Here is a 20977-nt window from a genome sequence, read left to right as displayed (position 1 = left end):
AAGAAAATGATCAAACGTTGTGCGTGGGTGGGCGAGAGTGAGATTTACCAAGCCTACCACGATCAAGAGTGGGGCAAGCCCCAATACGATAGTCAAAAACTGTTTGAACAGTTTTGTTTAGAGGGGCAACAAGCGGGGCTTTCGTGGATTACCGTGCTGAAAAAGCGAGAGGCTTATCGCCAAGCCTTTTTTCACTTTCAGCCCGAAAAAATCGCTCAAATGAACGAAAGCGATCTTGATCAACTAATGCAAAACGCAGGCTTAATCCGCCACCGCCTCAAATTACAGGCGATCATCAAAAACGCCCACGCCTACCTTGCAATGCAAGCCAACGGCGAGGATTTTAGTGATTTCATCTGGTCGTTTGTGCAACATCAACCCCAATCCAATTCGGTGCAACGAGCGGAAGATCTACCAAGCAAAACCCCCACTTCCACCGCAATGTCCAAAGCCTTGAAAAAACGAGGTTTTGCCTTTGTCGGCGAAACCACCTGCTACGCCTTTATGCAAGCGGTGGGATTGGTAGATGATCATTTTGATGATTGTTTTTGTAAAAAACGGAAATCTAACCGCTTGTAGATAAACTTATTTATCCGATTTGTTGCCCCCTACCCCCTGCTACGCAGGGTACTTCCCCCGTAAACGGGGGCAGATCTTAAAATTACCGTAGAACAAGATCTGCCCCCGCTTGAGGGGGAAGTGGTTGAGCGTAGCGAAACCGAAGGGGGCGACAAGCGGTAAGATTCTGTGAAATTTTGAAAAATCCCACCGCTTGCAATAGCCAAATCTTCATCATTTCACAAAATGAAATCACAAATATCAATAATATCAATTTTCGCAACTTGATTTTTCCCTTATAATGCCCTCGAATTTTTCTTCTAAACAAACAAGGAATTTAAAATGGCTAACTATTTCAACACATTAAATTTACGTCAAAAATTAGACCAATTAGGTCGTTGTCGTTTTATGGATCGTGAAGAATTTGCAGACGGTTGCAACTTCTTAAAAGGCAAAAAAGTGGTGATCGTGGGTTGTGGCGCGCAAGGCTTAAACCAAGGTTTGAATATGCGTGATTCTGGCTTAGACATCAGCTACGCCTTACGCCCAGAAGCGATTGCAGAAAAACGTGCGTCATTTACGCGTGCCACTGAAAACGGCTTCAAAGTTGGCACTTATGAAGAGTTAATCCCAACAGCAGATCTCGTGATCAACCTCACCCCAGATAAACAGCACTCAAAAGTGGTGGCGGACGTAATGCCATTGATGAAACAAGGTGCCGCGTTCGGTTACTCACACGGTTTCAACATCGTGGAAGAGGGCGAGCAAATTCGTAAAGATTTAACTGTGGTAATGACCGCACCGAAATGCCCAGGGACGGAAGTGCGTGAAGAGTACAAACGTGGCTTCGGCGTGCCGACCTTAATCGCCGTTCACCCAGAAAACGACCCGAAAGGCGAAGGCTTGGCGATTGCGAAAGCGTGGGCGAGTGCGACAGGCGGCGACCGTGCGGGCGTGTTGGAATCTTCTTTCGTTGCCGAAGTGAAATCTGACTTAATGGGCGAGCAAACCATTCTTTGCGGTATGTTACAAGCAGGCTCAATCGTGTGCTACGACAAACTCGTGAAAGAGGGCAAAGATCCCGCCTACGCAGGTAAATTGATCCAATACGGTTGGGAAACCATCACCGAAGCGTTAAAACAAGGTGGTATCACCTTAATGATGGATCGTCTTTCAAATTCTGCGAAATTGCGTGCGTTCGAGCTTTCAGAGCAAATCAAAGCTGAATTGGCGTTCTTATTTGAAAAACATATGGACGACATCATCAGCGGCGAATTTTCATCAACAATGATGGCAGACTGGGCGAACGGCGATGCGAACTTGCTCAAATGGCGTGAAGAAACGGGCAAAACTGCCTTTGAAAACGCCCCGAAAGGCGACGGCATCAAAATCAGCGAGCAAGAATACTTCGATAACGGCGTAGTGATGGTCGCAATGGTGAAAGCGGGCGTAGAATTAGCGTTCGACACAATGGTGGCAAGCGGTATCTACGAAGAATCGGCTTACTACGAATCACTGCACGAATTACCGTTAATTGCGAACACCATCGCTCGTAAACGCTTATACGAAATGAACGTAGTTATTTCAGACACCGCAGAATACGGCAACTACTTATTCTCACACGTTGCAACGCCAATCCTTGCGGAAAAAATTATCCCAACTCTACAAAAAGGCGACTTGGGCGAACCAACCCCAGCGGTGGAAATCGACAACGTGTTGTTGCGTGATGTAAACGATGCAATCCGCAACCACCCAATCGAAATCATCGGACAAGAATTGCGTGGTTATATGACGGATATGAAACGTATTTCATCGCAAGGTTAATTTTCTTCAATAAATAAAAAGCCAACGTTATCGTTGGCTTTTTTGTCTCTGCAAGCAGTAGGATTTTACGAAATTTCATGAAATCCCACCGCTTGTTTGAAGATAAAAAAACACCCTCAACCGAGGGTGTTTTAATGATTAGATTATCGTTTTGGTAGGTAGCGGGCTGGGTCGATGGACTTCCCTTTGTAACGGATTTCAAAGTGAAGTTTGTTGGTGTTTGTTCCCGTGCTACCGAGGGTGGCGATTCTTTCGCCGGCTTTTACAGTGTCTTGCTCATCAACTTTGATGCTGTCGTTGTGGGCGTAGGCACTGAGGAAATCATCGCTATGTTTGATGATGATTAAGTTGCCGTATCCCTCCAACGCGTTGCCTGCGTAAACGACTTTACCAGGTGCGGCAGCCACAACGTCTTGACCTTTCGAGCCTGCGATATCAAGCCCTTTGTTTCCGCCCTCTGAGGCTGAGTAGCCTGCGATCACGCGTCCTGCCGTTGGCCATTGCCATTTGATTGATGACGATGGGGCGTAATTGGTGCTGGTGCTAACGGTGCTGGCTCGCACGGCTGAACCTGTGGTCGCCACGACACCTGTTGAAACTGGGGCTGTGCCAACGCTGGCTCGCACGCCTGCATTTGGTACGGCAACTTCATTTGAACCCGTCGCAGCTTTAACAGGGCCTGTTACATCGCCCTCTGAACTGTATGTCGTGCCATTTGCCCCTTGGGTGTAGGTAACAGGTGGCTCAACAGGTTTTGGCGGTGCGGCTGGGGTCGGTGCAGGTGCTGGCGTGGTGCTTGCCGTATTGCTGTTGCCTAATTTTAAGGCTTGCCCAACACGCAACTGATATGGCTCGCTCATATTATTTAAGCGGGCGATTTCTTTTACGTCTTTCCCTGCAATGTAGGCGATAAGGAACATTGTGTCGCCTTTACGCACGGTGTAAGTGTCGCCGTTGTAGAACCCTTTTTCGATTTGGCTATAAATCGGGGCGTTGTTTTCATCGCGAGGAATCTCAAAATTTTGAGGCACTTTTTTCGCCGCAGGTTTTGGAGCAGGAACTGGTTTTGGCTTCGCCACAGGTTGAGGTGCAGGTGCATTATAAACAGGCTGCGGTGCAGGGGCGTTATAAACAGGTTGTGGTGCTGGCTGGCTCATTGAGCTTGGCATTTCTACCGGTTGCACATCCGATTGCCAACCCGTTGAAACGGTGTTTACGGGCTGCGGTAAACTTGGGGCAAGTTCGCCGCCACCATTACTGCCCGTTGCACTCACTACTGGGGCGGGATCATTTGATGAACACGCCGTTAAAACGAGTGATGCAAGGGGTACGAAAAGAAAAATTTTCTTCATTTGGGTAAATATCCTTTAAAACAACATTATTTTGCCATTGAAGCGGGCATTGGGGCGGTTTGAATATCTGACGGCCAGCTATAACTGCCCTCAGTTGCCCCCGAACCTGCCACGGGTTGCATAACACCCGGTGGCAGTTCGTTTGGATCTGACGATCGAACCTCGGCTTTTGAGGCTGGTTGGCTGTTACAAGCGGTCAGAAAGAGCGAAAAAATCGCTAACGAGAAAAACGTTTTTTTCATTTTGCCCCATTAGCGAACGCGTAAGGTTTGACCCACTTTCAATTTCGCAGACGGATTTAAGCCGTTGAGTGAAGCGATTCGATTCGCATTTGAGCCTGCTAAATAGCCGATCAAATAGAGGGTGTCTTGTTTGCCTACGGTGTAGGTGCTGTCGGTGTAGCAACCTTTTTGAATTTGAGCGTAAATCGGCGCGCCACTTGCATCACGCACTACTTGGCAGTTGCCGACAGTTTCCGTTGCACCGTATGATGATGAAACAGGTTGCGGGATTGAACCACCGTAAGACGGGGTGCTAACAGGCTGGTTCATTGAGCTTGGCATTGCGGCAGGTTGAATATCCGCAGGTTGCCAGCTGGTGTTGTTCGCTTCAATGGTTTCGGTGCTTGATTCACTTGAAGAACCGCTGTTACAAGCGGTTAAAATGAGGGCTGCAAGCGGTAGGATAAACAGAGATTTTTTCATTTTGATGTCCTTTATTTCATAAATTGATAAATTACATAGGCAACGACCGCAAGGGCAACCGTTCCCCAGCCAATAAGTTCAATTGAACGGCGGATTTTATCCGCATATTTTTCCCCTCCCCACGCCGAAAGTTTGGCAACGAGGATAAAGCGTGCAAATCGTGAGATTGTAGCAGTAATTGCGAACGGAAAGAATGCCATTTGCATTACGCCTGCACAAATTGTAAACACTTTAAACGGAATTGGCGAGAATCCTGCGAGGAAAACCACCGCCACGCCCCAAGTTTCAAACCAGCGTTGGGCTTTGTCGAAGTTGGCTTGCATTCCCCAACTCTCGATCAAACCTTTTACCCAGTCGAAAGCATATAAGCCGATAAAGTAACCGATAATTCCGCCCGCCACCGAAGCGAGGGTGGTGTAAATCGCATAACGGGTCGCATTGTGCGGTTTGCTCATCGACATTGGGATCAACATCACATCGGGCGGGATCGGGAAAAAAATCGCCTCAATAAAGCTGACAAAACTCAACCAAAAAGCGGCGTAGCGGTGCTTCGCCCATTCCATTGTTTTGTCGTAAATCGTACCAAATAATTTCATTAGAAAGTCTCTTGTAAAGATTGCAGGGATTGATGTGCGGTCATATCTGCCTGAATCGGCGTGATCGACACATAATTATGTTCAAGGGCGTAAAAGTCCGTGCCTTCGCCGTCTTCAATCGGTTTGCCGTTTGCCCCGATCCAAAACACCGTCGATCCACGCGGATCTTGCTGTTCAATCACTTCGGCAGCCGCAGAACGTTTTCCGAGACGGGTAATCATCACCCCTTTTAGCTCGTTGTATGACACATCAGGCACGTTAATGTTCAGAATTTGACGGGCGGGCAGTAAATTTTTTGTGAGCTTTGGCAACAATTCCAATACCACCTGTGCCGCTGTGTCAAAATGGTTCTTGCCAAATAAATGGCTCGCCGCCCCTTTGCCTACCAACGACACCGCAAGGCTCGGATAAGGCAAATAACGCCCCTCTAACGCCGCCGCCACTGTGCCAGAATAGACCACATCATCGCCCAAATTCGCCCCGTGGTTGATCCCCGAAATCACCAAATCAAAGGGCGAATCCAACACCCCATTTAAGGCTAAATGAACGCAGTCAGCGGGCGTACCAGCAATCACCGCATAATTTTGCGGATTGAATTGATGCACTCGCAACGGCTCGGTTAAAGTTAAACAACTGGACGCCGCACTACGATTGCGGTCGGGGGCGATAACGGTAACTTGATGCCCCGCCCCTCGCAACGCTTTGGCGAGGGTCTGAATCCCTTCGGTGTGAAAGCCGTCATCATTACTGACTAAAATGTTCATTTTTCTACCTAACTTGTTGGAAAAGTTCGGCAGTTTACCACATTCCATTCAAAAAAAATTAAGCGGTGCGATTATTACAAAACTTTGCAAAATCGCACCGCTTGTGTTTGTCCTACTTTCTTTGCTTGTGCAAAGAAAGTAGCAAAGAAACACACCCCGAACATTTTGCTTTTGTTTCGCTTGTTTCTAATTTCTGCGGTTAATTTGTAAACTCGCCAGCAAGCTGGCTCAAACAGTACAAATTGACCTTGAAATTGACGAAACCGCTCAACGCAAAATGACGGGGGATTTTTGACCGAGCAAATAACCATTCGTAGGGGCGGATTTTATATCCGCCCTTATACGAAATTTTTTTAAATCCCACCCCTTGTTCGGAAAAGCTAAATTCGGCTTCGATGTTCTACGGAAATATGGCTGGCTTGGGAGGATTGTTGTTCATCGTAGTCGGCTTTGAAGCCTTTTAACACCACTTTGATTTGGTTCTCTTTGGCGTAGATGTTGGCGAAATCCTCAATCAATTCCAGCACATCGCAGGCGATGTAAGCGGTGCGTTCGGCGTTAATAATCACGGTCGCATTGGGTGGGATATTTTTGAGGGTCTTTTTAATCGCCGCTTTATTGAGGAACGACACTTCTTCCGCCAGTTCGAGGGTAATGCGGTTGGCGGTGGCGAGTTCTTCACGGCTCAAATAGTAGGCTCGTTTCATATTGCCGTGCAAAATGAAAAGAATGCTGATCACCAGCCCAATTCCCACCCCTTTCAGCAGATCGAGGCAGACCACCGCGATCATCGTGGAAAAAAAACGGGATAAATTGATAAATCCCTTTCCGCCAAAAATGGACAAAAATTTGCGGGCGAGCTAGACGGTAGCCGACCAACATCAACACCGCTGCCAAGCACGCCAGCGGCATTTTGTTTAGCAGTTGCGGAATAGCAAGCACGCACACCAGCAACAGTAAACCGTGAATAATGGTGGAAAGTTTGTGGGTCGCCCCTGCGTTCACATTTGCCGAAGATCGTACGATCACGGCGGTGATCGGCAAACCGCCCACTAGCGATGCGAGAATGTTTCCCACCCCTTGTGAGCGAAGTTCTTGGTTGGTGTCGGTAATGCGGCGATGTACATCAAGGCGATCCGCCGCCTCCATCGAAAGCAAAGTTTCAATTGACGCCACCACCGCAATGGTCAGCCCAATCGTCCAAACCGTTGGCGAGAGCAAGCCCCGCCAGTTGGGAAAGAGGATCATCTGTTGCAGATCTTGCCACTCGTCCGCCACGGGCAGTTGTACCAGTTGTGAGCGAGGCAACGCCCACCCACTATCCGCCCAAATAAAGATCTGATTCAGCAAAATCCCGACACAAACCGCCACCAATGCAGAGGGCAACCATTTGATTTTTTTGAGGTGAGGAATGGCGTCCCAGCCGAGCATTATCGCCATTGAAATCAGGGTGATCAGCACCGCCCCGAAATGAATTTGCGAAACATCTTGCCAAACGGCACTCAGCCCCACGCCTCCCAACGCATAGGGCTGTTCCTTGAAAATAATCAAAATGCCAATGCCCGCCAACATTCCCTCAATCACCGCAATCGGAATGTAGTTGGTAATACTGCCCGCTCGCATAAAGCCCAACAACAGTTGCACCACCCCTGCGATCAAGCCCGCACAAAGAAACAGCTCAAACGAGCCGAGTTCGGTAATTGCACTCAACACAATCGCCGACAGCCCCGCCGCAGGGCCTGCCACACTAATGTGGGACGAACTCAACCAGCCGACCACCACGCCGCCGATAATGCCCGAAATAATCCCCGCTAACGGCGGTGCATTTGAGGCGAGGGCAATCCCCAAACAGAGCGGCAACGCCACCAAAAAGACCACTAGCCCAGAAGCAAAATTTTGTTTGAGCAACCGCCCACGATGTTGGGAATCCATAACCACCTCAATCTTAGAAAAACATTGCTATTCTAGCGATTTTGCCTCGCCTAAAATTTGCCTTAAATCACATTTTGGGTGGAAAGCGGTGGGATTTTTAATAATTTTTGCAAATAAAATAATTCTCGCTACAATGTTTCCCTTATTTTTCAACGGATAATCAAATGCAACACAATGATTTCTGGCGGGGCGTGAAAGAGGCGATCCCCGTATCCCTCGGCTTTATTCCCTTTGGGCTTTTGCTCGGTTCGCTGGCGGCTCAAAAGGGCTTTCTGCCTTGGCAAATCAGCCTGTTCACTGGCACCAATTTTGCAGGCGGTTCGGAATTTACTGCCATTAGTTTGTGGACGGATCCCGTTAATATCGGCTTGGTGGTGGCGATGTCCGCCCTTGTTAATTCTCGCTACTTCATTATGGGGGCGACTTTTTCCCTCTATTTGAAAGGGTATAGCAAGCTCAAATCAATGGGAATGATTTTTCTGATGTGCGATGAATCGTGGGCGATGGGGATTGCGGACGCTCACAAGCAAAAACAGAAAACCCTCAACGCCAAATACTATATGGGCGTGTCGCTTAACCTTTATCTTTGCTGGATTTTCTTCACAGGGCTGGGGGCATACCTCGGACCGATTTTGGGCGACATCAAACAATACGGCTTTGATATGGCGTTCGTGGCGGTCTTTTTCGTGTTGCTGAAAGGAATGTGGAAAGGTGCGAAACAGAGCCGACCGTGGTTGGTGAGCCTTATCGTGGCAGGCATTTTCTACCACACCTTTGACGGGGCGTGGTATGTGGCGGGCGGGGCGATTTCAGGTATTCTCGCCGCTTACTTTTGGGGGGAATAATGGACTGGACCTTTTACCTTGGAATTTTACTGATCGCCAGCAGCACCTACCTCATTCGTGTTGGTGGCTACTTTTTCCTACGCAACCGCCAACTCAGCCCCCGAGCCGAAAAAGTAATGGAAGCCGTACCGGGTTGTGTACTGATTTCCGTGATCGCCCCCGAAATCGTCTCAGGGAACCTCGCCACCACTCTCGCCGTGGTCGTTACCCTTTTCGCCACCTTGCGTTTTTCGCTATTGCCAACGGTGTTAATCTCAATTGCCTCAACGGCGTTGTTTAGGGCTGTGTTTTAAGTCTTGCAAAGATGTAACATTTCTTTCTAAGAATCTACATTTCCAACGGCAATAAATCTGGCAAGGTGGCGAAACTTTGGGCTTTGACGGTGTTGTGGAAGTCGGTGAGGTAGGCGTTGTGTTGGTCCGCCTCTCGCATTGCCCCGTAAAGGTTGCTATAAAGTCCTTGTTCGGTGATTTTGCGAGCCACAACATAGCCCCGTTCCAAATAGGGTTTGACCGCCCAGTAAGGCAACGCCGCTACGCCTCTTTTGCTTGCCACCAGTTGGATAATCGCAATGGTCAGTTCGCTGGTGCGGCGGGTTGGGTTGATGCCCGTGGGGTGTAGCACCTTGCGTAGCAGATCCAACATATCGTCAGGCACGGGGTAGGTAATTAGCGTTTCATCACGAAAATCGTTCGCCGTCCAAATTTCCTTGTGGGCGAGGGGATGATCCTTTGAGCAAATCGCCACCATTTCGTAGGAAAAGAGCGGTTGGTAAACAATGCCCGCCACCTCTTCCATTTCAGAAACCACCGCCCAATCGGCTCGGTGTGAGAGTAGCAGCCCCACGGTGTCAGTGTGGAAGCCTGACACAATATCCAGTTCCACCAACGCCCAGCTTTGGCGGAAAGTGTCCATCGCAGGCATCAGCCAATCAAAGCAGGTATGACATTCCACCGCAATCCGCAATTCCCCCACTTCGCCCTGTCTGACACGAGCGAGCTCCAGCTCCGCCTCAATAATTTTCGGAAAAATCTGCTCGGCAAGTTTCAGTAAGCGTTCACCTGCGGGAGTAAAGTGAATCGGCTGAGTTTTGCGTTCAAACAGGGTTAGCCCATATTGATCTTCAAGGAATTTAATTTGATGTGAGAGTGCCGATTGGGTCAAATGCACCCGTTTAGCCGCAAGGGACACACTGCCACTTTCCCGTAGGGCAAGTAGGGTTTTAAGGTGGCGAAGTTCAAGAAAAATTGGTTTCATTAAGTTTATTCATATAAATTGGGGTTTGGATTGAATAAAATCATAATGGAAAAGAGGAAAGTAATAAAGGAAAACGGAAAGTTCTGTGAAATTTCCAAAATATTACCGCTTGCTTTTGAAAGGTGTTTAGCTGTTTGGGACGCCAGCGTGGCGTCCCTACGGTAGGGACGCGATGCTCGTATCCCACAAGGGGTAGGATTTCACGAAATATCACAAAATCCCCCTTGCGATTATTTTTTCAAATTCGTCCACGCCACCGAGAGAATGATGATCGCCCCGCCGATGAGCATTTTGAGGGTGGGGGGTTCGCCGAGTAAGATCCACGCGACCGCAATGGCATAGACGGATTCGAGGGAAATGATCATTGCAGCGGTGCGGGCGTTGATCGTATCTAGGCTGGATACAAAAAAGGTGTAGGCGAGTGTGGTGCAAAATAACCCAACGCAGGCGATCCAAACCCAATCCGTAAGGGAAACCGTTGGCAGTTGTGGGGCGGTTACGGGGAACAGCACCAAAGCGACCGCTAGATATTGCCAGAGGCTGGCTTCCGTGCCAGATAATTTGCCCGCGTTAAAACGGTTCAACACCGCAAGCACGCCGTAAGAGGCGGCAGACGCAATGCCCCACAGTAAGCCCTGCGTGGTTTGATTGCCAAATTCAAAGGCGGGGGTAATCATCACTAATCCGACCGAAATGGCAAGCAACAGCAAGTATTCTTTGAGGTGCAATTTTTCTTTGAACGCCAACATTTCAAACAGGGTGACAAAGGCAGGAAAGCTGGCGAAACCGAGTGTGCCGACTGCCACGCCACCGATTTTCACGCCAAGATAAAACGTAACCCAATGGGTCGCGAGCAAAATGCCCGACAGCAGTTGCAAGCCGAGTTCTCGTGGGGTTAATCGGCTACCCCGAGCTTTGAAGAAAATCCACAAAAAAAGAAAAGCGAAAACGGCTCGCCCGAACACCAGCACGTCCGTCCCGCTTTCGATTAACACCCCAAAAACCCCCGATAAGCCGAATAGCACGGCGGTGCTATGCACTTTGAGTAGGGCGATTGTTCGTTTTTCCATTATTTAATCCACTTATCCGAATCCTGTTGTTTTTCAAATTCTGCGTCAAAAACGGTGGATTGGGAATGGGGTTGGTTTGGCGATGAGCGGAAAAAGGCGAAATTGACCTTTGTTTTCAAAAACTTAAAGAGGTAGGCTTCGGTGAGTTTGCGGGTTGGGGGTAGGATCAAAATGATCGCCAAAATATCGCTTAAAAAACCTGGAATCAGCAATAATACGCCTGCGATCGCAAAAAAGAGCGAGGAAATGACCGCTTGGGTCGGGATTTTGCCCTCGCTGAGTTGTTGGCGAATGGCGAGTAGGGTGAATGCCCCTCGCAATTTAATCAGCCATAAGCCTGCGACTGAAATGCCGATCATCAAGAAAATCAAGGGGATTACGCCCAAATTCGAGCCGATAAAGACGAGCAGGGAAATTTCAGCGTAAATGTAGAAGAAAATGGCGAGCAGAAAAATCAGGATTGGCATAGGGTGTCCTTATTGGAAAAATGAGGCGAAAAAATGGTGCTAATTTGGTGATTTTCAACCTTTTCGCCGAAAGATATTCAAAATTGGCAAAATATATGCTATCAATAGCGACTTTCACACAAGATTTACAAAAAATAGGACACAACATCAAATGAATGGTGCAAATTTAGTCATTGAATGTTTGAAAGCCCAAGGGGTTACGCAACTTTTCGGCTACCCTGGTGGGGCGATTATGCCCGTTTACGATGCGATTTATGATTCGGGCATTGATCATCTACTCTGCCGTAACGAACAGGGGGCGGCGATTGCGGCGATCGGCTACGCTCGTTCCACCAACCAAGTGGGGGTGTGCATTGCGACTTCGGGGCCAGGGGCGACTAACCTGATTACAGGCTTGGCGGATGCCTTGTTGGATTCGATTCCGATTGTGGCGATCACGGGGCAGGTTGCCTCGCCCTTTATCGGCACGGACGCATTCCAAGAGGTTGATGTGTTGGGCTTGTCCCTCGGTTGCACCAAGCACAGTTTTATTGTGCAAAACATTGATGAATTGCCTGAAATTATCGCCCAAGCGTTCCAAATCGCCCAAAGTGGTCGCCCAGGACCGGTGTTGGTCGATATTCCAAAGGATATTCAAGTGGCGGAAACCGCTTTACAAGGGGTCAGTTATCCGAAAATTTCGCCCCCTGCCCAAGATCCACAAAAATTAGCCGAAGCCCAAGCCCTGCTCGCCCAAGCGAAACGCCCGATTGTGTATGTCGGCGGTGGGGTTGGAATGGCAGGGGCGGTGCAAGCGGTGCGATCCCTGCAAAAAAATGCCAATGTGCCTTGCGTTTCAACCCTGAAAGGCTTGGGTTCGCTCGATCCCGATCATCCGCTCTATTTGGGAATGATCGGAATGCACGGCACCAAAGCGGCGAATTTGGCGGTGCAAGAGTGTGATTTGTTGATCGCCCTCGGGGCAAGATTTGACGACCGAGTAACGGGCAAACTCGACACCTTCGCCCCAAATGCGAAAGTGATCCACGCCGATATTGATGTGGCGGAAATCCACAAATTACGCCGTGCAAACGTGCCGTTGCAGGGGGATTTGATCGAGGCAATTTCCGCCCTCAACCAACCGCTTGCGATTGACGAATGGCGTGAAAAAATCTGCCAGCTCAAAGCGGAATTTGATTTTAAATATCAAGAAAATCAAGGGGATCGCCCGATTGATGCGTGGGCGATGCTCAACACCCTTTCCCAACGCAAACCGCAAAATGCGGTGATCACCACCGATGTGGGGCAGCATCAAATGTGGTCGGCACAACATATCAAACATTACGCCCCTGAAAATTACCTCACGTCCGCCGGGCTTGGCACTATGGGCTTCGGCTTGCCAGCGGCGGTGGGCGTAGCGAAAGCCCGTCCGCAAGATCCTGTGATTTTGATTACGGGGGACGGCTCGTTGATGATGAACATTCAAGAATTTGGCTCGATCAAACGTGCCAACTTGCCGATCAAAATTTTGCTGATCGACAACCAACGCCTCGGAATGGTGCGTCAATGGCAATCCTTGTTCTTCAAAGGTCGCCATAGTGAAACGATTTTGGACGACAACCCAGATTTTGTAACCCTCGCCAAAGCGTTCGACATTCCTGCCGAACGGATTGAAAAAGCGAGCGAAGTTTCAGACGGATTAGACCGCTTGCTCAACGCTAAAACTGCCTATTTATTGCACGTTTGTATTCCAAACGAAGAAAATGTCTGGCCGCTCGTGCCACCGAATGCGTGCAATGCGGATATGATCGAACAACAGGGGGAAAACTAAAATGCAAACTCGTTTAACCATTACCGCCAACCACCGCCCTGAAACTCTCGAACGCTTACTACGCGTGATTCGCCACCGTGGTTTTGAAGTGGTTGATTTACAAGCAAAAATTGACGGAAAGCAGGTTCAGGTTACCGCCGAAGTGCGAAGTGAAAGGGCGATTGATTTGCTGGTTAATCAGCTGGTGAAATTACCTGATGTGGCTGAGGTTGAGGTGATAAAATAACAAAGACCTTAAACCCGTCGAAATCGACGGGTTTGAAATACAAGCGGTAAGATTCGCAATTACCTGACCGATTTTTTCCCCGTCATTTTGCGTTGAGTGGTTGCGTCAATTTCAAGGGCGATTTGTACTGTTTGAGCCTACGCAGTAGGCGAGTTTACAAATCGACCGTAGAAATTAGCAACAAGCGAAACAAAGCAAAATGTTCGGGTTGCCTTTCTTTTTGGTTACTTTTTCTTTGGCAACGCAAAGAAAAAGTAACAATCTAAACACAACATAAATTTGGAGAGATTATGCCTAAATTACGTTCTGCGACTTCCACCCAAGGTCGCAATATGGCAGGGGCAAGAGCCTTGTGGCGTGCCACTGGAATGAAAGAAAACGATTTTGGAAAGCCGATTATTGCGGTGGTTAATTCCTTTACTCAATTTGTGCCAGGCCACGTGCATTTGAAAGATTTGGGGCAGATGGTTGCCGAGCAGATCGAGCAAGCAGGTGGAGTGGCGAAAGAGTTTAATACGATTGCCGTCGATGACGGGATCGCAATGGGACACGGCGGTATGCTTTACTCATTGCCAAGCCGTGATTTAATCGCCGACAGCGTAGAATATATGGTCAATGCCCATTGTGCGGATGCAATGGTCTGCATTTCCAACTGCGACAAAATTACCCCAGGAATGTTAATGGCAGCGTTACGCCTAAACATTCCAACTGTGTTTGTTTCTGGTGGCCCAATGGAAGCAGGTAAAACCAAATTATCCGATCAAATCATCAAATTAGACCTTGTTGATGCGATGATCCAAAGTGCCAACCAAAATGTGTCGGATGCTGATGTCGATGCGATTGAACGTTCCGCCTGCCCAACTTGCGGATCTTGCTCGGGAATGTTTACCGCTAACTCGATGAACTGCTTGACCGAAGCTCTCGGGCTGAGCTTACCAGGTAATGGCTCGTGCCTTGCCACCCACGCTGACCGCAAACAGCTTTTCTTAGATGCAGGTAAGCAGATCGTGGAATTGTGCAAACGCTATTATGAGCAAGATGATTACTCGGTGTTGCCTCGCTCAATCGCCACCAAAGATGCCTTTGAAAATGCGATGAGCTTAGATATTGCAATGGGTGGCTCAACCAACACCGTATTGCACCTACTCGCCGCCGCCCAAGAAGCGGAAGTGGATTTCACAATGGCGGATATTGACCGCTTGTCGCGTGTCGTGCCGTGTTTAAGCAAAGTTGCCCCGAACACCGCCAAATATCATATGGAAGATGTGCATCGTGCAGGCGGTATTATGGCGATTTTGGGCGAATTGGATCGTGCCAACTTGTTGCACAACCAAACTCGCACCGTATTGGGAATGAGCCTTGCCGAGCAGATCGCCAAATACGACATTATGCTGACCCAAGATGAAAGCGTACATAAATTCTTCCGTGCAGGGCCAGCGGGCATTCGCACGACCCAAGCCTTCTCGCAAGATTGCCGTTGGGATACGGTGGATAATGACCGTGAAAATGGCTGTATCCGCAGTAAGCAATTTGCGTATAGCCAAGACGGTGGTTTGGCAATGTTGTCGGGCAACCTTGCGGAAAATGGTTGTATCGTTAAAACCGCAGGGGTGGACGAGTCAATCCTCAAATTTACGGGAACGGCGATTGTGTTTGAAAGCCAAGAAGATGCGGTAGCAGGCATTTTGGGCGGTAAAGTACAAGCAGGCAACGTCGTCGTCATTCGCTACGAAGGTCCGAAAGGTGGGCCGGGTATGCAAGAAATGCTCTACCCAACCAGCTACCTCAAATCAATGGGCTTAGGCAAGGCTTGTGCTTTATTGACGGACGGGCGTTTCTCGGGCGGCACATCAGGCTTGTCAATCGGACACGTTTCCCCAGAAGCAGCGGCGGGCGGTATGATCGGCTTAGTCAAAGACGGCGACACCATTGCGATTGATATTCCAAATCGTTCTATTGAATTAGTCGTACCTGCCGAAGAACTCGCTCAACGCCGAACCGAGCAAGATCAAAAAGGCTGGCAACCTGCCAACCGCCTACGTGAAGTTTCCTTTGCCCTCAAAGTATTCGGACACTTCGCCACCTCAGCAGACAAAGGGGCGGTGCGAGATAAAACCAAACTCTAATGCCTAATTTTATTAAGGGAACTTCATTAAGTTCCCTTTTTTCTTCCTTTACAAAAATTCCCTAAAATCCCACCCCTTGCACGGGGCAAATCTGCTAAACTAACCGCACTTTTCAACCCTCATTTATAAGGGAACAAAATGTTTGATTATTTTTTATCGCTACACCCCGTGATGCAAGCCTTTATCGCAGGGTTGTTCACTTGGGGCTGTACCATTTTCGGTTCAGCATTTGTCTATTTTTTCAAAACCGTCAATCGCAAACTGCTGGATACGATGATGGGCTTTGCGGCAGGCGTGATGATAGCCGCTTCGTTTTGGTCGCTGATTAGCCCCGCCCTTGAATTTGCGGAACCGACTTACGGCAGTTATAGCTGGTTTCCAGCGGCGGTCGGCTTTTTATTAGGCGGACTATTTTTGCGAGCCATCGACTATATCGTCCCCCACTTGCACCTTGATAAGCCGATTGAAGAAGCGGAAGGTTCGCCTCAATTTAAGAAAAAGCTCTCAAAATCTGCCTTGCTCTTTTTGGCGATTACCATTCACAACATTCCAGAAGGCTTGGCGATTGGCGTTACCTTCGGGGCATTAGCCTCAAACCTCGGCGATCAAACGGCACTAATGGGGGCGATTGGCTTGGCAATCGGAATCGGCATTCAAAACATTCCTGAGGGATCTTCCCTTTCGTTGCCCATTCGTGGTGAGGGCAAAAGCCGTTGGAATGCGTTTGTCTGGGGATCGTTATCGGCGATTGTTGAGCCTGTCGCTGCCGTGATTGGGGCGGCGTTCGTAATGTCGATGACTGCCATTCTGCCTTACGCCCTCACCTTTGCCGCAGGGGCGATGATTTTCGTGGTGGTGGAAGAACTGATCCCCGAATCACAAAGTGGTGGCAACACCGACATCGCCACCCTCGGCTTGATGATCGGCTTTGTGGTGATGATGGTGTTAGACGTTGCATTAGGATAAACAATGATTTGGTATAAAGCCCTTTTTTCCTTTAACGGACGCCTAAACCGCCAAGGCTTTTGGATTGGCGTGGCAATCAACTTCGCCTTTTTGTTCATAATGGCAAATTTTGTGTTGGATCTGACCGCTTTCTCGTGGTTTTCCCTCGTGCCGTTGGCGGTATCGGCGTTCAGCCTCGCCGCCGTGATCGTCAAACGCCTACACGACCGCAACCGCTCAGGCAAAGCGGTGCTAATGGTATTTGTGCCGATATTGTGTTATGGTGCGTCCCTTTCCGCCCAAGGCACAATGGCGTGGCTACTCGGCATCGCAATGCCAATGTTTATCGGCACAATGTTACTGCTCGAATGGGGCGGATTTAAAGGAATGAACGAACCCAATCGCTTTGGCGATCAAGGACTTAGCCTAAAATTAAAATAAAATGATGAAACTGAATTACCATAAAACCCACTTTTTAACCTCCGCCCCCGATATTCGCCACTTACCCGAAGACAGCGGGGTGGAAATCGCCTTTGCAGGGCGTTCCAACGCAGGTAAATCAACGGCTCTCAACGCTTTAACCAACCAAAAAAGCCTTGCTCGCACCTCAAAAACCCCAGGACGAACCCAGCTGATCAACCTGTTTGAAGTTGAGCCAAATTGCAAGTTGGTCGATTTACCAGGTTACGGCTACGCTGCCGTGCCAGAGCAGATGAAAATTCAATGGCAAAAAGCCCTCGGCGAATATCTACAAAAACGCCAATGCTTGCGAGGCGTGGTGATCCTAATGGACATTCGCCACCCCTTGAAAGACCTCGATCAACAGATGATCGAATGGGCAGTTTCCGCCGAATTACCCGTATTATTACTCTTAACCAAAGCCGATAAACTCAGCCAAAGCGGTCGCAGTAAAACCGTCAAAATGGTGCGAGAAGCGATTTTGCCTTTCCAAGGCGATATTCAAGTGGAAGCCTATTCCGCCTTAAATAAAATCGGGATTGATAAACTTTCGGCGAAGTTGGATTTGTGGTTTAGTGAAGTCTATGCAGACAATGAATAATATTCAAAATGTGGAAATTTATTTAGATTACGCCACCATTCCTAGCCTAAATTATTTCCTACATTTTGCAGAAAATTATCAAGATACCACTACCATTCGCTTATTTGGTTTGGGGCGTTTTACGATTCCTCAAACCATTATTGATCGCTATCCTGCTGGTATTATTCGTTTTTGTGAAGCAAAAGCAGGCGATCAAACCCAATTTGAACAATTATTTACAGAATTACTTGAACAGAGTACGCAACCTTTAAATCTCTGCTTTCATTTAAATTTATTTCATAGCCAACAAATGTTTTTACCGTTACATCATCTTATTCAAGGCTATCGAACAAAAATTGCTAATGTTTCATTACATTTCTATGATGATGGTGCTGAAGGTGTCGCAAAATTAAATGATCTGTCCGAAAAACCTAAATATCTTGCTGATCAATTAGCACAACAGCAACTGAAAGGACAAAACATTATTATTTCTGATTATAGTATTTTCCGTTATCAATGGGGAATGATTTACCCTACAACTTATCATCTTCTAAATACAGATATACTGACACAAAATGCTCTTTTACCTTTAAAAGAGTACCTAAAAAATCATTCCTTAATCGATTTTTCTCGTTTTCAAAAATTATCAAAATTGCAACAGGATATTATTTTAGAAATAATCGGTCTCATCAGAGAAAATGTTGAGAAATTGATTAAAGCCTCTTACCAATATGCGTTCTTTATATTTATTGGTTCGGCTATCTTTGATGACGATAAACAACGTTTAATAGAATTTGAAAGATTACATTTTAATCTTTTAGAACAATATCTTTTCCCAACAGGAAAATTCTATATTGGGCAAGAATATGTGGCTTGTTATAAAGGACACCCTCACTCATCTCAAATTAACGAAAAGATAAAAGAGCATTATCAAGGAAAATTAATCTATCTACCCGACAATATTCCATTGGAGGTTTTGCTATTATTAGGATTAGACGTAAAATTGATTGGCGGTTTTGCGAGTACCATTCATTTTCAATTTTCTTCTGAAAAAATAGCCGATCTTATTTTTATGACAACAAATAATTACCAATTAAATAAAACGAATGATTTATATCAAACACAACTTAATTTTCTGAACGTAATGATTAAATTAGGTTATACGATAGCAGATAAAACCCATTATTTCACTGAATTTAATTCATAAGGAACAAAAAAATGTACGATTTAAACACTCTCAAACAAGAAACCGATAAAATCATCGAAAATTTATTAAAAGACGGCTCTGATCCAGATGCCCTTTATATTATCGAACACCACGTCGCCCACCGTGATTTTGATAAATTAGAGAAATTAGTGGTGGACGCTTATAGACTCGGCTACGAAATTTCCGAAGCGGAAGAAGTGGAAGAAGAAAACGGCAAAATTATTTTCGTGTGCGATATTGTCAGCGAAATTAAATTAGATGCCAATTTAATCACCGCCCAACAAAAAGAATTACTGCCGTTAATCGAAAAAGCAGGTGCCGAATACGAAGGTTGGGGCACGTATTTTGAAGACCCAAACAGCGATGAAGACGAATACGGCGACGACGGTGAGTTTTTTGACGAAGATGATGATGATTTTGAGGATGAAAGACGATAATTTCATCTAACTTAGAATACAAGCGGTGAGATTTTTCAAAATTTCACCGCTTGTTGAATAAACCAAACGTAGGGACACAATGTTCGCGTCCCGAAATGTACGAAAATTTATGGGGACGCCAGCGTGGCGTCCCTACCTATGCTCAGACAGTAAAAATTGATCTCACAATCACAACCCTTTCTTGACCCAATACCGATACGGGGCTTGTGCGACTTCGCTTTTGAGTAGCTGGTGATCCATAAATTGACAAAAACTTGGAATATCCCTTGTCGTGGCGGGATCGTCCGCTATAATCAGCAAAATCTCGCCCTCTGCCATATTGCGAATGGTTTTGCGGGTGAGCATTACTGGCTCGGGGCAGCGTAGCCCGAGGGTGTCTAGGGTGTGATGCACGGTTAAATCTGTCATTCTTTTCCTCAATCAATTTCTAACGGGGGCAAAATGCAAGCTCTTTTTTCTCAACATCTTGCCAACATTCAAGCCACGGTGCGGTCGGCGTTGGAACAGGCTCGCCTTGACGGTTTGTGGATTTACGCAGGGGCGGCGAAATATCATTTTTTGGACGATCAAACCTCGCCGTTTAAGATCAATCCCCATTTCAATTACGTTTTTCCCGATCCGAAAGCGGAACATTGTTGGCTCTTTTTAGACGGGCAGAATCCGCCCCAAATCTACTATTTCGCCCCGCAAGATTATTGGCATTGCGTGCCAAAACCGCCCGTGGAAGCGTTTTTTGCCAGCGAATTTGAGTGGCAAATTGTGCGTCAGCAGAGCGAAATTGCACAATTTATCCGCAATCCGCAACATTGTGCCTTTATCGGCGAGGACGAAAAACTGGCGGAAAGTTTGGGATTTTGCCACATCAATCCGCAAAAGGTGCTGAATGTACTGCATTTTGCTCGTTCGATCAAAAGCGAATTTGAAATTTCGGCGATTTTTGAAGCACAACGCACCGCTTTAATCGGGCATCAGGTGGCAAAACAGGCGTTTTTTGACGGAAAAAGCGAGTTTGACATTAACCTCGCCTACCTGCACGCCACCCAGCAATCGGACAACAACGTACCTTATGGCAACATCGTGGCGATTAACGATCACGGTGCGATCCTGCATTACACTCAGCTTGATCTCACGCCCCCTGCGGAACGGCATAGCTTTTTGTTAGACGCTGGCACGAGCCATTTGGGCTATGCGTCCGATCTCACTCGCACTTACGCGTTCGATCCAAACAGCGAATTTGCCGAATTGGTGGCGAAAATGGAGCAGCTCAAACTCGACTGCATTGCTAATTTGCAGGTCGGGATCAACTATTTGAGCTACCACACCCAAATGCACCAAGCGATTGCACAATTATTGCACGATTTTGATTTTGTCCGCCTCTCGCCCGAACAAATTTTTGAGGAAGGCATCAGCCGAGCCTTTTTCCCGCACGGTTTGGGGCATTCGCTCGGCTTGCAGGTGCACGATGTGGCAGGGCTACAACAAAACGCGAGAGGCACACGCAAATCGCCCCCAGAAATCTACCCAAGCCTACGTTGCACCAGAGATCTGCAAGCAGGAATGGTGTTGACGATTGAACCGGGGATTTATTTTATTGAGATGTTGCAAAATCCGTGGAAAATCTCACCACTTGCACGCCATTTTAACTGGCAAAAATTGGATTTCTTCAAGCGATTTGGTGGCATTCGCACCGAAGATAATGTGGTGATCCGTGAATTTGGGGCGGAAAATTTGACCGCCAAAGCCTCACAAAAAGCGGAACAAATTTTACAAAAATAGAAAGATCTCAACGGGATTTTCGGGTATCATATCCGCCTTTTT

The 20977-nt window shown here is 47.4% G+C and carries 22 protein-coding genes and 1 pseudogene; 13 read left to right on the top strand and 10 right to left on the bottom strand.

Annotated features, from left to right (window positions below; translation table 11 throughout):
• Positions 1-6 precede the first annotated feature (6 nt).
• Both B0187_RS00335 and ilvC read left to right on the top strand, forming a co-directional pair.
• The gene (locus B0187_RS00335; protein ID WP_078235666.1) at positions 7-579 is read left to right on the top strand and encodes a DNA-3-methyladenine glycosylase I; all 573 of its coding nucleotides are present in this window, start codon (positions 7-9) and stop codon (positions 577-579) included.
• A gap of 321 nt (positions 580-900) precedes the next feature.
• Positions 901-2382: a ketol-acid reductoisomerase gene (gene ilvC, locus B0187_RS00330; RefSeq protein ID WP_078235664.1), complete on the top strand. Its 1482-nt coding sequence runs from the start codon at positions 901-903 to the stop codon at positions 2380-2382.
• 143 nt (positions 2383-2525) lie between these two features.
• Here the strand turns inward: ilvC and nlpD are convergent, their stop codons facing one another.
• The 6 genes and pseudogenes from nlpD to B0187_RS00295 form a co-directional block, all read right to left on the bottom strand.
• The gene (gene nlpD / locus B0187_RS00325) at positions 2526-3734 is read right to left on the bottom strand and encodes a murein hydrolase activator NlpD (protein WP_078235662.1); all 1209 of its coding nucleotides are present in this window, start codon (positions 3732-3734) and stop codon (positions 2526-2528) included.
• Positions 3735-3760: 26 nt separating this feature from the next.
• Entirely contained in the window at positions 3761-3976 is a 216-nt protein-coding gene (locus tag B0187_RS00320) for a hypothetical protein (protein WP_078235659.1), read from the bottom strand.
• A 9-nt stretch (positions 3977-3985) separates the two neighbouring features.
• On the bottom strand, positions 3986-4438 hold the full coding sequence (locus B0187_RS00315) for a LysM peptidoglycan-binding domain-containing protein (RefSeq protein WP_078235657.1): 453 nt from the start codon (positions 4436-4438) through the stop codon (positions 3986-3988).
• Positions 4439-4449: 11 nt separating this feature from the next.
• A complete protein-coding gene (locus B0187_RS00310; RefSeq protein ID WP_078235655.1) occupies positions 4450-5034 on the bottom strand; it encodes a YqaA family protein in 585 nt (194 codons plus the stop codon).
• Positions 5034-5798, bottom strand: coding sequence for a 5'/3'-nucleotidase SurE (surE, locus tag B0187_RS00305; RefSeq protein ID WP_078235653.1), 765 nt, complete (start codon positions 5796-5798; stop codon positions 5034-5036). The genes B0187_RS00310 and surE overlap by 1 nt, the downstream gene beginning before the upstream one ends.
• A 380-nt stretch (positions 5799-6178) precedes the next feature.
• Positions 6179-7730 (bottom strand): annotated as a pseudogene (locus B0187_RS00295) (SulP family inorganic anion transporter).
• Positions 7731-7894: 164 nt separating this feature from the next.
• Between B0187_RS00295 and B0187_RS00290 the strand changes: the two are divergent.
• Positions 7895-8575, top strand: coding sequence for an AzlC family ABC transporter permease (locus B0187_RS00290; protein ID WP_078235649.1), 681 nt, complete (start codon positions 7895-7897; stop codon positions 8573-8575).
• Entirely contained in the window at positions 8575-8868 is a 294-nt protein-coding gene (locus B0187_RS00285; RefSeq protein ID WP_078235647.1) for a branched-chain amino acid transport AzlD family protein, read from the top strand. The genes B0187_RS00290 and B0187_RS00285 overlap by 1 nt, the downstream gene beginning before the upstream one ends.
• A gap of 34 nt (positions 8869-8902) precedes the next feature.
• Here B0187_RS00285 and B0187_RS00280 read toward each other — a convergent pair whose 3' ends face one another.
• From B0187_RS00280 to B0187_RS00270, 3 genes are all read right to left on the bottom strand, one after another.
• The gene (locus B0187_RS00280) at positions 8903-9832 is read right to left on the bottom strand and encodes a LysR family transcriptional regulator (protein WP_078235645.1); all 930 of its coding nucleotides are present in this window, start codon (positions 9830-9832) and stop codon (positions 8903-8905) included.
• 230 nt (positions 9833-10062) lie between these two features.
• Positions 10063-10902 (bottom strand): DMT family transporter, encoded by an 840-nt coding sequence (locus B0187_RS00275; protein ID WP_078235642.1) that lies wholly within the window; start codon positions 10900-10902, stop codon positions 10063-10065.
• Positions 10902-11369: an FxsA family protein gene (locus B0187_RS00270; RefSeq protein ID WP_078235640.1), complete on the bottom strand. Its 468-nt coding sequence runs from the start codon at positions 11367-11369 to the stop codon at positions 10902-10904. The genes B0187_RS00275 and B0187_RS00270 overlap by 1 nt, the downstream gene beginning before the upstream one ends.
• 151 nt (positions 11370-11520) lie before the next feature.
• Here B0187_RS00270 and ilvG point away from each other — a divergent pair, with 151 nt between their 5' ends.
• The 8 genes from ilvG (at position 11521) to rraB (ending at position 19159) form a co-directional block, all read left to right on the top strand.
• Positions 11521-13179: an acetolactate synthase 2 catalytic subunit gene (ilvG, locus tag B0187_RS00265; protein ID WP_078235639.1), complete on the top strand. Its 1659-nt coding sequence runs from the start codon at positions 11521-11523 to the stop codon at positions 13177-13179.
• Position 13180: 1 nt separating this feature from the next.
• Positions 13181-13405, top strand: coding sequence for an acetolactate synthase 2 small subunit (gene ilvM, locus B0187_RS00260; protein WP_078235636.1), 225 nt, complete (start codon positions 13181-13183; stop codon positions 13403-13405).
• Positions 13406-13695: 290 nt separating this feature from the next.
• Positions 13696-15531, top strand: a complete 1836-nt coding sequence (gene ilvD, locus B0187_RS00255) for a dihydroxy-acid dehydratase (RefSeq protein ID WP_078235634.1) — start codon at positions 13696-13698, stop codon at positions 15529-15531.
• 138 nt (positions 15532-15669) lie between these two features.
• Positions 15670-16497: a ZIP family metal transporter gene (locus B0187_RS00250; RefSeq protein WP_078235632.1), complete on the top strand. Its 828-nt coding sequence runs from the start codon at positions 15670-15672 to the stop codon at positions 16495-16497.
• A 3-nt stretch (positions 16498-16500) separates the two neighbouring features.
• Positions 16501-16917 carry a DUF805 domain-containing protein gene (locus B0187_RS00245; protein ID WP_078235630.1) on the top strand — a complete coding sequence of 139 codons (417 nt, stop codon included), beginning with the start codon at positions 16501-16503 and terminating at the stop codon, positions 16915-16917.
• 1 nt (position 16918) lies between these two features.
• On the top strand, positions 16919-17536 hold the full coding sequence (yihA, locus tag B0187_RS00240) for a ribosome biogenesis GTP-binding protein YihA/YsxC (RefSeq protein WP_078235628.1): 618 nt from the start codon (positions 16919-16921) through the stop codon (positions 17534-17536).
• A complete protein-coding gene (locus B0187_RS00235; protein WP_158078206.1) occupies positions 17529-18722 on the top strand; it encodes a hypothetical protein in 1194 nt (397 codons plus the stop codon). Before yihA ends, B0187_RS00235 begins: the two co-directional genes overlap by 8 nt.
• 11 nt (positions 18723-18733) lie before the next feature.
• A complete protein-coding gene (gene rraB / locus B0187_RS00230) occupies positions 18734-19159 on the top strand; it encodes a ribonuclease E inhibitor RraB (protein ID WP_078235624.1) in 426 nt (141 codons plus the stop codon).
• 168 nt (positions 19160-19327) lie between these two features.
• Here rraB and tusA read toward each other — a convergent pair whose 3' ends face one another.
• Positions 19328-19567, bottom strand: a complete 240-nt coding sequence (gene tusA / locus B0187_RS00225; RefSeq protein ID WP_078235622.1) for a sulfurtransferase TusA — start codon at positions 19565-19567, stop codon at positions 19328-19330.
• 33 nt (positions 19568-19600) lie between these two features.
• On the opposite strand from tusA, the gene pepQ reads away from it, so the two are divergent.
• A complete protein-coding gene (pepQ, locus tag B0187_RS00220; RefSeq protein ID WP_078235621.1) occupies positions 19601-20935 on the top strand; it encodes a Xaa-Pro dipeptidase in 1335 nt (444 codons plus the stop codon).
• Positions 20936-20977 lie beyond the last annotated feature (42 nt).

It is taken from the genome of Haemophilus paracuniculus (assembly GCF_002015115.1).
Taxonomy (GTDB): Bacteria; Pseudomonadota; Gammaproteobacteria; order Enterobacterales; family Pasteurellaceae; genus Haemophilus_E; species Haemophilus_E paracuniculus.
Note: the sequence above shows the minus strand (reverse complement) of the source record. Positions and strands in the feature narration are given on the sequence as shown.

What these genes read in the sequence shown, in the direction of transcription:
- ilvD (WP_078235634.1), top strand. Translation starts at nt 13,696, where the DNA reads ATGCCTAAATTACGTTCTGCGACTTCCACCCAAGGTCGCAATATGGCA.
- B0187_RS00310 (WP_078235655.1), bottom strand. Translation starts at nt 5,034, where the DNA reads ATGAAATTATTTGGTACGATTTACGACAAAACAATGGAATGGGCGAAG.
- yihA (WP_078235628.1), top strand. Translation starts at nt 16,919, where the DNA reads ATGATGAAACTGAATTACCATAAAACCCACTTTTTAACCTCCGCCCCC.
- B0187_RS00270 (WP_078235640.1), bottom strand. Translation starts at nt 11,369, where the DNA reads ATGCCAATCCTGATTTTTCTGCTCGCCATTTTCTTCTACATTTACGCT.
- B0187_RS00320 (WP_078235659.1), bottom strand. Translation starts at nt 3,976, where the DNA reads ATGAAAAAAACGTTTTTCTCGTTAGCGATTTTTTCGCTCTTTCTGACC.
- B0187_RS00335 (WP_078235666.1), top strand. Translation starts at nt 7, where the DNA reads ATGATCAAACGTTGTGCGTGGGTGGGCGAGAGTGAGATTTACCAAGCC.
- rraB (WP_078235624.1), top strand. Translation starts at nt 18,734, where the DNA reads ATGTACGATTTAAACACTCTCAAACAAGAAACCGATAAAATCATCGAA.
- ilvC (WP_078235664.1), top strand. Translation starts at nt 901, where the DNA reads ATGGCTAACTATTTCAACACATTAAATTTACGTCAAAAATTAGACCAA.
- surE (WP_078235653.1), bottom strand. Translation starts at nt 5,798, where the DNA reads ATGAACATTTTAGTCAGTAATGATGACGGCTTTCACACCGAAGGGATT.
- B0187_RS00285 (WP_078235647.1), top strand. Translation starts at nt 8,575, where the DNA reads ATGGACTGGACCTTTTACCTTGGAATTTTACTGATCGCCAGCAGCACC.
- B0187_RS00245 (WP_078235630.1), top strand. Translation starts at nt 16,501, where the DNA reads ATGATTTGGTATAAAGCCCTTTTTTCCTTTAACGGACGCCTAAACCGC.
- nlpD (WP_078235662.1), bottom strand. Translation starts at nt 3,734, where the DNA reads ATGAAGAAAATTTTTCTTTTCGTACCCCTTGCATCACTCGTTTTAACG.
- B0187_RS00280 (WP_078235645.1), bottom strand. Translation starts at nt 9,832, where the DNA reads ATGAAACCAATTTTTCTTGAACTTCGCCACCTTAAAACCCTACTTGCC.
- B0187_RS00290 (WP_078235649.1), top strand. Translation starts at nt 7,895, where the DNA reads ATGCAACACAATGATTTCTGGCGGGGCGTGAAAGAGGCGATCCCCGTA.
- tusA (WP_078235622.1), bottom strand. Translation starts at nt 19,567, where the DNA reads ATGACAGATTTAACCGTGCATCACACCCTAGACACCCTCGGGCTACGC.
- ilvM (WP_078235636.1), top strand. Translation starts at nt 13,181, where the DNA reads ATGCAAACTCGTTTAACCATTACCGCCAACCACCGCCCTGAAACTCTC.
- B0187_RS00235 (WP_158078206.1), top strand. Translation starts at nt 17,529, where the DNA reads ATGAATAATATTCAAAATGTGGAAATTTATTTAGATTACGCCACCATT.
- B0187_RS00315 (WP_078235657.1), bottom strand. Translation starts at nt 4,438, where the DNA reads ATGAAAAAATCTCTGTTTATCCTACCGCTTGCAGCCCTCATTTTAACC.
- B0187_RS00250 (WP_078235632.1), top strand. Translation starts at nt 15,670, where the DNA reads ATGTTTGATTATTTTTTATCGCTACACCCCGTGATGCAAGCCTTTATC.
- pepQ (WP_078235621.1), top strand. Translation starts at nt 19,601, where the DNA reads ATGCAAGCTCTTTTTTCTCAACATCTTGCCAACATTCAAGCCACGGTG.
- ilvG (WP_078235639.1), top strand. Translation starts at nt 11,521, where the DNA reads ATGAATGGTGCAAATTTAGTCATTGAATGTTTGAAAGCCCAAGGGGTT.
- B0187_RS00275 (WP_078235642.1), bottom strand. Translation starts at nt 10,902, where the DNA reads ATGGAAAAACGAACAATCGCCCTACTCAAAGTGCATAGCACCGCCGTG.